We start from the raw sequence: 11627 nt of genomic DNA, 5'->3' as shown, positions 1-11627 counted from the left end.
TATATCCATACAGTGAATTCTATCGGCGCTTCGGCTTTTGGGGCAACTTTTTTGGGATGGTCGTGCCCTTAAGAGCGGTTGCGACTTTCGCCGCGTGCGCATGGGTACACCCATTGCTGTACCTCGAAACAATCGCGGCTTTGACTGCCGATGAACCACAAAATCAAAACGGAGTCGACATGCTTGCCATAGTCATCCCTGCTCATAACGAAGCCGCGCATATCGGCGCGTGCGTGACTGCCGCCCGGCGCGCGGCGGACCATCATCAATTGCTGGGAGAAGAAGTGCGCGTGATCGTCGTGCTCGACAGTTGCAGCGACGAGACGGGCGAAATCGCCTCCGCACTCGGCGCGCACGTCACGAGTATCGATGCGCGCAATGTCGGCATCGCGCGGGCGCATGGCGCGGAGCGGGCGCTTGCGCTCGGCGCGCGCTGGCTCGCCTTCACCGACGCCGACACGACCGTCGCCGACGACTGGCTCTCGCGCCAGCTCGACTGCTGCGCGGATGCGGTGTGCGGCGTGATCGGCGTGCATGACTGGTCGCCGCATCTCGGCGCGGTGCAGGAGCATTTCGGCCGTACTTATACGGATGCGGACGGGCATCGCCATATCCACGGCGCGAATCTCGGCGTCTCGGCACGGGCTTATTTGCAGGCAGGCGGTTTTCCGCCGCTCGAATCCAGCGAGGATGTCGCGCTCGTCGAAGCGTTGATCGAAACGGGCGCGCACATCGAGTGGAGCGCGGCGCCGCGCGTGGTGACGAGCGCGCGTACCGATTTCAAGGCGAAGAAGGGCTTCGGCGCGACGCTGGTGGAAGTGAGCCGGCGTTATCTGAGCGCGAACGTCAATGCCAACGCGGACGTGGCAGGCCCGGCGGATGTGACGGCGATTGCCGCGTAGGCGTTATTGCGAGGTCGACGGCGCGGGGCAGGCGCCGTCATTCGGATGCGGTGCATTGGAGAGCATGACGGCGATTGCCGCAGGAATATCGACGACGGCCGAGGCATGTCCATGCCCGCGCTCGTTGTGCATGATTCCACGCAACGATGCAACCGCGTCAACCGTCCGATAAATCGCCAGGCAAGTCTACGTCACGCAGCACGTTCCGGTCATTCACTTCGATGACCGTCGGCGTTTCCATGGCGAAGATGCCGCGCGCGCCTGCGTCGCCATCGAGCGTGGCGAGCGCCGCGCCGTACTCGATGCCAAACCCCACCGGATGTCCCCGCGTGCCGCGATAAAACGGCGCGACGAGCCGCGCGCCTGCGTCGAGCGGACGTGCGACGGCTTCGATGGTCGCGGGCTCGATCCACGGCATGTCGCCGAGCGCGACAAGCCAGCCTTCCGCGTCGGCGGTGGCGCGTACGGCCACGGCGAGCGTCGCGCCCATGCCGCGCTCGGCATCGATGCTGAAAATGACCTTGCAGCCGGCTTCGTTCAGCACTTCCGCCAGCTTTTCCGCGCCCGGCCGAACCACCGCGATCACACTCGAAGCAACCGAAAGCAGCCTGCGCGCCGACTGAAACACGACCGGCGTGCCGTTCGGCAAGGGCGCCAGCAGCTTGTTGTGAATGCCGGAAGGATCGAAGCGGGTGCCGAGCCCTGCGGCCAGCAGGATGCCGGTCGCGCTTGACGAGTAGGTCATCGGTGCGGCTCGCGTGGGGAAGAGGATCGATTGTGCAGCGCGTCGATAGTCGCCGCAAGCGTCAAAAAAATCCGCGCGGCGCAATGTGCATTCGTGCCATTGAGCGCCGCGCGTACCGTTCCTTCCGCACTACACCATCGTCTTCGGCATGACTTTATCGAGCGTGATCGGCAAGTCGCGCACGCGCACGCCGGTCGCGTGATACACCGCGCTGCCGAGCGCGCCCGCCACGCCCGTGATGCCGATTTCCCCGATGCCGCGCGCGCCGTCCGGATTGATATGCGGATCGGGCTGACCGACAAAGGAAACATCCAGCAAGCCGATATCCGCGTTCACCGGCACGTGATACTCCGCGAGATTGGCGTTGGTGTAGCGGCCGTAGCGGCCGTCGAGTTCGCCCTTCTCGAAAAGCGCCGAGCCCACGCCCCAAACGATGCCACCCATCAACTGACTGTGCGCCGTCTTCTCGTTGAGCAAGGTGCCGACGTCATAGACCCCGACGACACGCGGCACGCGGATGATGCCCAGGTCCGCATCGACATGCACTTCCACGAATACCGCGCCGAACGAGTGAAACGAGTACTGCTTTTTCTCGTCGCCGGGGCGCACCGTGGCCGTCGCTTCGATAGCCTTGCCGCCGTTTCGCGCGATGATCGCCGCCGCAGGATCGCGCTTGTCCGGCGTCGAAACGCTCACGACCCAGCCATTGCTCACCGTGACGTCCTCGCGCGACAAACCGGCGACGGGCGATCCGCGATCCGCGAGCGCCATCGCGATCAACTGATCGCGCGCCTGCGCGGCCGCCGCACGCACCGCTGGCGACACGCTCGCCGCCGACTGCGAGCCGCCCGATACCGGCGCCTTCGGCAAGGATGAATCGCCAAGCGCGAAGCGCACGAAGTCGGGCGGAAAACCGAGCGCGTCGGCGGCGACCTGCGTCATCACGGTGTAGGTGCCGGTGCCTAGATCCTGCGTGCCGGAAGCGACCATCGCCGTGCCGTCGGGCAGAATGCGCGCGATCGCCGATGCCTCGCTGCGGTTCGCCGGATACGTCGCCGTCGCCATGCCCCAGCCGATCAGCGTGTTGCCGTCGCGCATCGAACGCGGCGCCGGGTTGCGGCGCGCCCAGCCGAACTTTTCCGCGCCGCGCTGATAGCACTCCATCAGCGACTTGCTGGACCACGGCTTTTTCTCTTGCGGCTCCATGTTCGCGTGATTTTTCATGCGCAGCGCGAGCGGGTCCATGTGCAACTGATACGCGAGTTCGTCCATCGCGGTTTCGAGCGCGAACGAACCGCTCGTCTCGCCGGGCGCACGCATGAATGTCGGCGTGCCGATGTCGAGCTTCACGAGCTTGTGCGAGGTCGATTGATTCGGCACCGCGTACAACATGCGCGTGAGAATGGCCGAACTCTCGGTCCAGTCCTCGAAGGTCGAGGTGGTCGAGATGACGTCGTGCTTCATGCCGGTCATCGTGCCGTCGCCGTGCGCGCTCACCTGAATGCGTTGTTCGGTGAACGGCCGGTTGCCGACCATGCCGAACATCTGCGGACGTTCGAGCACGAGCTTCACGGGACGTCCGGTCTGTTTCGATGCCATTGCCGCCAGCACGACATGCGACCACACCGAGCCCTTGCACCCGAAGCCGCCGCCGACAAACGGGCAGATCACGCGCACATTCGTTTCCGGAATGCCGAAAAATTTCGATACCGCGCCGCGCGCGCCGGAAACACCTTGCGTCGCATCGTAGAGCGTGAGATTGGGGCCGTCCCAGCGCGCGAGCGTCGCGTGCGGCTCCATTGGATTGTGATGCTCGTAGGGCGTCGTATAGACGGCGTCGAGGCGCGTCTGACCTTGGCGCAGACCGGCATCGACATCGCCGCGGCTCGTGGTGATCGGGCGGCCCATCATCTTTTCGGGTTGATACGCCGTGCCGCGCGCACGCACGTATTCCGCGTTTGGCATGGCGCCCTCGTAGCGGACGATCACATGGCGCGCCGCGCCTTGCGCATGTTCCAGCGTGTCCGCGACGACCACCGCCACCGGCTCGTTGCTGTAGCGCACTTCGTCGGTTTGCAGGAGCGTGAGCTTGCGCACGGCGGGCGGTTGCGCGTCGGGCACGCCGCCGTTGGGCAGACGCATTGCGTTCTTGTGCGTCAGGACGAGCAGCACGCCGGGCATCGTGTCGGCGCCGCTGGTATCGATAGAGGCGATGCGGCCCTTGGCGATCGTGCTCGTGATCAGCACCGCATGCGCGAGCTTGGCGTCGTTGTTGTCGGCCGAATAGCGCGCCTGGCCCGTGACCTTGAGCACGCCGTCGGTGCGATCGAATGGTTTGCCGATGATGCTCATGCCGTGCCTCCCGCTTGTTCCACTGCCCGAACGATCGCCCGCTGGGCGAGCGCCACCTTGAAGCCGTTCTCGCGCAGCGGCCTGGCATCGCGCACGGCAAGCGCGGCCGCGTTTTGCAGCGACGCGCGATCGAGTGGTTTGCCGATGAGCGCGCTTTCCGTCGCGTTCGCGCGCCACGGTTTGTGCGCGACGCCGCCCAACGCGATGCGCGCGGCCTTCACGGTGTTGCCGTCCATCTGCAAGGCGGCGGCAACGGAGACGAGCGCGAACGCATAGCTCGCGCGGTCGCGCACCTTCAGATACTTCGAATGTCCCGCGAAAAGCGGCGGCGGCAGATCGACCGCCGTGATGAGTTCGCCGGGCTTGAGCGTGGTATCGAGATCGGGCCGGTCACACGGCAGCCGATGAAACTCCGCGAACGGAATGGTCCGCTCGCCTTGCGGGCCGGTCACGCGCACGACGGCATCGAGTGCGGCGAGCGCGACGCTCATATCGGAGGGATTGGTCGCGACACATTGACTGCTCGCGCCGAGTATCGCGTGAATGCGGTTGTTGCCTTCGAGCGCGGCGCAACCGCTGCCGGGCGCGCGCTTGTTGCATTGAGGAAAGCCCGTGTCGTAAAAGTAATAGCAGCGCGTGCGCTGCATCAGGTTGCCGCCGACGGTAGCCATGTTGCGCAATTGCGCCGATGCGCCCGCAAGCAATGCCTGCGACAAGAGCGGATAGCGCTCGCGCACCCAAGCGTGATTCGCGGCGTCGCTATTCCGCACCAGCGCGCCGATGCGCAGCCCGCCATCGGGCAAGGTCGTGACGCCGTTCAGGGCGTCGATGTGGGTGATATCGACGAGACGAGTGGGCCGCGCCACGCCGCCTTTCATGAGATCGAGCAGATTCGTGCCGCCGCCGATGTACATCGTGCCGGGCTGGCTGGCCGCCTGCAGCGCCGCACGGATGTCGGCGGCGCGCTGATAAGAGATCGCGTCCATGTGCTCTCCCTTAACCTTGCGACGAAGCGACGAACTTCACCGCCGCCACGATATTCGGATACGCACCGCAGCGACAGATATTGCCGCTCATACGCTCGCGGATTTCATCGTCGGAGAGTTGCGCGGGTCGGAAGCGCACGTCGGCGGTGGCGGCGCTGGCATCGCCTGCACGGTATTCGTCGATGAGCGCGGTCGCCGAGCATAACTGCCCGGGCGTACAGTAGCCGCACTGAAACGCATCCTTTTCGATGAACGCGCGCTGCAACGGGCTGAGCGCATCGCCGCCGGGAGCCAAGCCTTCGACGGTCGTGATGCTCTCGCCTTCGTGCATCACGGCAAGCGTCAGACACGAGTTGATGCGTCGCCCGCCCGCGATTACCGTGCACGCGCCGCACTGGCCACGGTCGCAGCCTTTTTTCGTGCCGGTGAGGTCGGCGTATTCGCGCAGGGCGTCGAGCAAGGTCGTGCGCGCTTCGACCTGAAGCTCGTACGGATGACCGTTGATGGTCAGCTTGACCGGCATCGTCGGCGCGGAGGTGACGGGTGGCGCGATGGCGGGCGTTGCAGCTTGCTGTTGCGCGCGCGCGGTCGACGCAAGCGGCGCGGCGGCTACGGCCGCGCTCGCTGCCGCCGATTGCAGGAAGCGCCGACGCGACGGCTTCTGGGCCGCGTCGTCGGTATCGCGTGTATCGGGTAAAAGGGGTGAAGGCGTTTTGACTGGGGACATGGCGATTGAATGCTCCTCGCTCGTTCGGTTGGGCGCGCCACGCCGTGCAGGTCTCGATGAACCACGTCCCTGAGGTCTTGAGGATGGCGCGTGATACGCGAGCCGCCTTCGTTCGATCGCTGTAAGACGACCGAACGTTCGACCATTCGCGCAAGCCAAGAGTGACAGCAAGTCCAATGCCATCGTCGGCAGACGCTGGTGCGCCCGACTACTCGCTCGTCTGAACACGGACCATGCAAGTAAATACTGCATGGCTGCGTAAATAAGCTGCGAAAACGTGTCGGCAAAGATGACGCGAACATGGCCGTTTCGCCCGGCGAGCGCCATATGGCGCACTTTGTGACGCTTCGATCATCGAGCGCGCCTCAAAATATTCGCTCGACGTCAGCCGCCATTCGCCGTGGCTCGACATGTTTGAAACACCTATCCAACCCATGCCATCCGATACGAATCGCTATCACGAGGCGGCTGCGTTCTATTCGAACGGACGCTACGCCGAAGCGCTGGAGACGCTCGCGCCCTTGGTCCTCGACGCCGACGCGCTCAATCTCGCCGCTGTCTGCGCCTATCGACTCGAACGTCACGACGAAGCGGAGCGCTACTGGCTGCGCGCAATCGATGCGCGTCCCGACGACGCCGGGATGCGCAACAACCTGGCGAATCTGTTCAACGAGTTGCAGCGTTATCGTGAAGCGGAAACGCTTTATCGGAACGCGCTCGCACTTCTTCCGGACTATCCGGTCGCGCATTACAACCTCGCGAACGTGCTTGATCGGCAAGGGCGCGCGGACGAAGCCGAGGAGGGTTATCGTCGCGCGCTCGCGCTCAAACCCGATTTCGCCGAGGCTCATGCGAATCTTGCCGCGTTGCTCGCGCGCACGAACCGGTTGCCGGAGGCCGAGGCTGAGTATCGCCACGCGATCGATGCACAGCCTGCCTTTGCCGAAGCACGAAATAACCTTGGCAACGTGCTTCGGACCTTGGGTAAGCTCGGCGAGGCGCGCGCACAGTTCGAGCACGTGCTTGCCGCACGGCCCGACTGGGCGGACGCGCATCTGAACTTGGGCAACGTCTTGAAAGATGCCGGGCTCGTTGTCGATGCCGAGCATGCGTATCGGCGGGCTGTCGGCTTGCGGCCGGACTACGCGGCGGCGTACACCAATTTGGGCATCGTGCTTGGGGAACAAGGGCGGCTCGCCGAGGCGGAAGTCGCGTATCGTCATGTCGTCGACCTTGCGCCGCAAAACGCCGATGCGCATTTCAATCTCGCCGATGCGATCTACGACATAAGCGCTCATGGCCGTTTCGACCGCCTGCACGAAGCGCAAGCCGCGTATGAAAAAGCCTTGGCCATACGGCCGGATTTCATCGCGGCGCATTTGCATCTGGGCAACGTGTATCGTGAGGACGAAACACGTCTCGCCGATGCGGAAGCGACCTTCCGGCACGCGCTGTCGATGGATCCGGAGTGCGTCGATGCACAGATGAATCTGGCCACCTTGCTGCTCGGCACGGGCCGTTATGAACAAGGATGGCCGCTCTTCGAGGCTCGCTGCGACGAGCGCTTCGCGCAGCGCGGCGCGCTTCCGCCAGCGTTGCCGGGTCCGCGCTGGCAGGGCGAAGCGTTGACGGGCAAGACACTCATCGTGATGGCCGAGCAAGGCTTCGGCGACACCATTCAGTTCAGCCGTTACCTTCCTGAACTCAAGGTGCGTGGGCTAGATCGTCTGACGGTGGTCTGCCCGCCGGCCTTGGTCGCGTTGATCGGCGCGATGGATTGCGTGGACGCATGCATCGCGCCGGCCGATCTGCACGCGCTACCGGCCCACGACTACAGTTGCTTCCTGATGAGCCTGCCTTTCCTCATGGGGACGACGCTCGCGACTATTCCATCGACCGTTCCTTATCTGCGAGCACCGCGCGAAAAGGTCGAGTTCTGGCGGGCTCGGTTGCCCGCGGGCACGTTGAAAGCAGGCATTGCCTGGACAGGCGAGCCGCGTCCGGGACTGCGCGACGCCTTTGCCGCTTTTAGCCGCCGCTGGCTCGCCGCGCGTCAATGCGAGCGCTTGCTGACCTTGCCCGGCGTGCACTTCGTCAGTCTTCAGAAGGGCGCGACGGCGCGCGCGGAATGTGCCGCGCTGCCCGACGCCTGGCGTTTGTACGACCCGATGAACGAAGTCGCCGATTTCGCCGATACCGCCGCGCTCATCGAATCGCTGGATCTCGTCATGAGCGTGGATACATCCGTGGCGCATCTCGCGGGCGCGCTTGGCAAGCCGCTGTGGATACCACTGTGCTCGAACGCTTGCTGGCGCTGGCTCGCCGGACGCGACGACTCCCCGTGGTATCCGACCGCGCGGCTTTTCAGACAGCAAGCGCCCGGAGATTGGGACGATGTGATCGAGCGCGTCGCCGATGCGCTGACCGTCTGGCAACGCGACACTCAGCTACGCGGATAACTGCCCGGTGCGCCGCGCGCCGAACGCGCCGGCCCGTATGGATCGGGATTGCCATAGCGCGGGATGGTGCCATCGGCGCGAGCGCGTGCAAGGTCCGCGCGGACTTCGGCGCGCGAAAGCGGCGTGTTGGCCGCCATCGTCATGGGCGTAGGCATCGGCATGGCTTGCGGTGCGGCGGCCGGGTCCATTGTCTGCGCCGATGCCGCAGCGCTCATGGCGAATGCTGCAAGGGCGGCCAAGCGGATCGCTGGTTTCATCGTCGTTCTCCTGAGCGGTGCGAAGCGGTGAGCGAATGCCTATCTATACGCGCTTCGGCGACAAACGGATGAATAGGGATGAATAAGCGCGACGGCAACTAACCGTCTTTCGTGCCAGCGCCTGCAAGGACGGGCTTTGCGTTGCAAGGGCGCAAAAGAAAAAGCCGGCAGCGCCGGCTTCCCATGCAAGCCATGCCGTTGGCAAATGCTCAAAGATCCGCCGGATACGGCGCCTTCAGCCACTTCGTCGAAAGCGTGTTGAGCGTGCCGTCTTTTTTCGCTTGAACGATCGCCGCATCGACTTCCTTCAAGAGTCGGGGCTCGTCCTTGTTCAATCCGACATGATCCGGCGAACTGAACAACTGAAACTTCTGCTCGGGCTGCACGGGCGGATTACGCGCGATGATCGTTGCGCCAACATCGTTGCCGACTACCAGCAATTGCGCTTGACCGGCCAGAAACGCGGAGATCGCGCCGTTCGGGTCTTCGAAACGCTTGATATCGGCCGTGGGCGGCGCCACCTTGCTCACGCTCAAGTCTTCGAGCGTGCCGCGCGCCACCGCTACCGACTTGCCCGCGAGATCGGCGGTCGTCTTCACCGCCAGCGACTTCGGTCCGAACACCGCCAGATAGTACGGTGCATAAGGCCGCGAGAAATCGATCACCTTTTCGCGCTCGGGCGTCTGACCGACCGAGAGCAGCAAGTCGGCCTTGTGCGTGGCGAGATAAGCCATGCGGTTTTCGCCGGTGATCGGCACGAACTCGACTTTCGCCTTGAGCGCGCGCGCCAGGTATTCGCCCATCTCGATGTCGTAGCCTTGCGGCTTCATGTCCGGGCCGATAGAGCCGAACGGCGGATAGTCCATGAATACGCCGATGCGCACCACGCCGTTTTTCTGGATGGTGTCGAGCGTGTCCGCATGGGCGAACGAGACGGCGAGGGCGAACGAAGCGGCGAGCAGGCCGCGCAGAAACCGCGAGAGGCGAAGCGTCATGGTGGGGATCGAAAGGTGAGGGGATCGACGCACTCTAGGCACGCCAAAATCCCCTCACAATCGAAATCTGCGCATGCCAGCCATGTCGCGTGCGCATGGCTGGCTTGTAGAGCAACTTCCTCAGGCTTCGCTTTCCATGATCCGGTCGATCAGCCGCGCGTTCTCTCCCGCCGAACCGATGCCCGCGTGCCGCGCCATTGGCACGAAGAAATGCGTGGCGATAGGCAGCTTCGAGCGCGACAGCCAGTTGCTCAGATGAGTCGCGAGCCTGCGCGCCGGCGTCTTCAGTTCCTCGCGCAGCACGGCGGGCAGCTTGTCGAAGTGACGCATGTCGGTCTGATACGGCTCGGGCGCGACGCATAACGCGTTCGGGCGGCCATCGACATCGGCGGGCAGGCGTTCCAGCGCCTCGTGCAACAGCGCGACGCCGAGACCCTCGCCGCGCCACGGCTTGCGCACTTCCCACAGGCTGATATAGATCACGCGATGCGCATTGAACACTTCGCACAGCCGTTCGGGACCGAGCGCCTCGGTGGCCGCGAGCGCGAGCGACAGCATTTCGCCGGAATAGGTGTCGAGCGTATAGACGAGATCGGCGCTGCTGTGAAGCGGCGGCACCTTGACGAGTTGAAGCTTGACCGCGGCCGCGACGATATCGCTGCCCGCCTCGTGGAACACGGCAAAGGCGGTGCCAAGCCGTTCGTCGTCGACTTGCGGATACTCGTGGCGATACGTCATCGTGAAGAGAAACGGCCCGATCTTTTCGCGATACGCGAGCGGCCGGTCGACATCGTAATCGGCGGCGCCTTCGAGGCCGTAGGGATCGTAATCGCGCTTTTCACGCCGTTCCGCCGAGGCGAGCACGGCGAGCGGTCGGCGCGATTCCGGCACGAGATCTTCTGGCAACCCTTCCCAGTTGAGCCGCAAAAATTCGCGGCTGCCGCGATAGTGCGTCTCGAAGAGAGAGAGAATCTGTTCGCTCGCCACCGGGTCGAGAATGCGCTGCGCGCATTCCACCGCGCGGTCGAGGAGTTGATCGGCCTCGGCGGGATCGGGCGCGAGGGCCGGTTCGTGCGCCTGCGGCATGGCCGGCAAGCCGCGCGCGATGCGGTCCCGATGCGCCAGTTCTAGCCATTCGTCGGCGGCGCGTTCGGCGATATGACCCGCCGCGATACGATAGCCTGTCAGCACGATCGACTGACCGGTCTGGCCGAGCGGGAAGACGTACTCGTCGGACATCGCTTCCTCGACCGTCACGTCGCGAAAGGTTTCGCGCAGGGCGGGCGCGTTGGCTGCCGAGTTGAAGCGATCGTGCGAGAGCACATGCGCGACGAGATCGGACGCGGCTGGGCCGGATTCGGATGCCACGCCGGGCAGTAGCTTAAGGAGTGACAAGGTGGGAGTCGTGCTCGATGTGCTCATGGGTGCCGCCCGTGCCTGATGGTTGCTGTGGGTTGCTGTCGGTCGCTGTCGATTGCCGCAGGTCGCAGGTCGCAGTCGCGAAGGGCTATCGTAACAAACACGGGGGCGGATCGGTGCCGGCGGTGCAGTGCGGCAAAACGGAACATTCAAGGAGTCGCTCGATGAATCAGCAAACTGAAGCAATCGATGAAACCGTCACGAACGAAGGCGGCTGCGCGTGCGGCGCATTCCGGTTCCGCGCGATAGGCCGGCCGTTGCGCGTCGGCATGTGCCATTGCATGACGTGCCGGCGCGTGCACGGCTCGGCGTTCGGCTCCTACGTCATCTATCACCGCGGCAACGTGGAGTTTTCCGGCCGCACATCGACGTGGCGCAGTTCCGACGAAGGCAGGCGTCATTTCTGTCCCGAATGCGGCTCCGTGGCGTACATGGAGTACGTGACGCGCGACGAAGTCGATGTGCCGCTCGGCGCGTTCGATCTGACCGGCGTTTTCGAGCCGGCCTACGAACTCTGGTGCGAGCATCGCGAGCCCTGGCTGCCTCAAGGCGTGCGCAAGGAGTACGCGCAAGAGCGAACGGGTTAGCCGTTGCCGCGACCCATTCTTGCGGGTCGGTGCGCGCGGCATCATCGTTGCCGACCGAGACAAAAAGCAGCCCGAAGGCAAATAACTAACTTCGATATCGAGACACGCTTTGTCCTGCCGGAACTGCATCCTTCAATCAACGGTCCGAGCAATTGCAATCGATTGCGGAAAATAAGACGATATGCGGCGCGCACGTTT

The 11627-nt window shown here is 64.2% G+C and carries 10 protein-coding genes; 3 read left to right on the top strand and 7 right to left on the bottom strand.

The genetic code is table 11. The annotated features are described in order from the left end of the window. Positions 1-179 precede the first annotated feature (179 nt). Entirely contained in the window at positions 180-902 is a 723-nt protein-coding gene (locus NCR98_RS18365; protein WP_250467400.1) for a glycosyltransferase family 2 protein, read from the top strand. 157 nt (positions 903-1059) lie between these two features. Here the strand turns inward: NCR98_RS18365 and NCR98_RS18360 are convergent, their stop codons facing one another. The 4 genes from NCR98_RS18360 to NCR98_RS18345 all read right to left on the bottom strand — a co-directional run bounded on the left by NCR98_RS18360 (position 1060) and on the right by NCR98_RS18345 (position 5712). Next, positions 1060-1647, bottom strand: coding sequence for a nucleotidyltransferase family protein (locus NCR98_RS18360; protein ID WP_250526881.1), 588 nt, complete (start codon positions 1645-1647; stop codon positions 1060-1062). 129 nt (positions 1648-1776) lie between these two features. Then, positions 1777-3999, bottom strand: a complete 2223-nt coding sequence (locus NCR98_RS18355; RefSeq protein ID WP_250526880.1) for a xanthine dehydrogenase family protein molybdopterin-binding subunit — start codon at positions 3997-3999, stop codon at positions 1777-1779. Beyond that, positions 3996-4985, bottom strand: coding sequence for an FAD binding domain-containing protein (locus tag NCR98_RS18350; RefSeq protein ID WP_250526879.1), 990 nt, complete (start codon positions 4983-4985; stop codon positions 3996-3998). Before NCR98_RS18350 ends, NCR98_RS18355 begins: the two co-directional genes overlap by 4 nt. 10 nt (positions 4986-4995) lie before the next feature. Beyond that, entirely contained in the window at positions 4996-5712 is a 717-nt protein-coding gene (locus tag NCR98_RS18345; RefSeq protein WP_250526878.1) for a 2Fe-2S iron-sulfur cluster-binding protein, read from the bottom strand. A 434-nt stretch (positions 5713-6146) separates the two neighbouring features. Between NCR98_RS18345 and NCR98_RS18340 the strand changes: the two genes are divergently transcribed. Next, on the top strand, positions 6147-8171 hold the full coding sequence (locus NCR98_RS18340; RefSeq protein WP_250526877.1) for a tetratricopeptide repeat protein: 2025 nt from the start codon (positions 6147-6149) through the stop codon (positions 8169-8171). Here NCR98_RS18340 and NCR98_RS18335 read toward each other — a convergent pair. The 3 genes from NCR98_RS18335 to NCR98_RS18325 all read right to left on the bottom strand — a co-directional run bounded on the left by NCR98_RS18335 (position 8156) and on the right by NCR98_RS18325 (position 10818). Beyond that, positions 8156-8428 (bottom strand): DUF4148 domain-containing protein, encoded by a 273-nt coding sequence (locus NCR98_RS18335; protein ID WP_244829301.1) that lies wholly within the window; start codon positions 8426-8428, stop codon positions 8156-8158. The genes NCR98_RS18340 and NCR98_RS18335 overlap by 16 nt on opposite strands. Before the next feature lie 209 nt (positions 8429-8637). After that, entirely contained in the window at positions 8638-9423 is a 786-nt protein-coding gene (locus tag NCR98_RS18330; protein WP_244829302.1) for a transporter substrate-binding domain-containing protein, read from the bottom strand. A 120-nt stretch (positions 9424-9543) separates the two neighbouring features. Continuing rightward, positions 9544-10818: an inositol monophosphatase gene (locus NCR98_RS18325; protein ID WP_244829303.1), complete on the bottom strand. Its 1275-nt coding sequence runs from the start codon at positions 10816-10818 to the stop codon at positions 9544-9546. Positions 10819-11006: 188 nt separating this feature from the next. On the opposite strand from NCR98_RS18325, the gene NCR98_RS18320 reads away from it, so the two are divergent. After that, positions 11007-11429, top strand: coding sequence for a GFA family protein (locus NCR98_RS18320; RefSeq protein WP_250526876.1), 423 nt, complete (start codon positions 11007-11009; stop codon positions 11427-11429). Positions 11430-11627: the final 198 nt, after the last annotated feature.

It is taken from the genome of Caballeronia sp. GAWG2-1 (genome assembly GCF_023631405.1).
Classification (GTDB): Bacteria; Pseudomonadota; Gammaproteobacteria; order Burkholderiales; family Burkholderiaceae; genus Caballeronia.
This window is presented reverse-complemented; position numbering and strand designations above follow the sequence as displayed.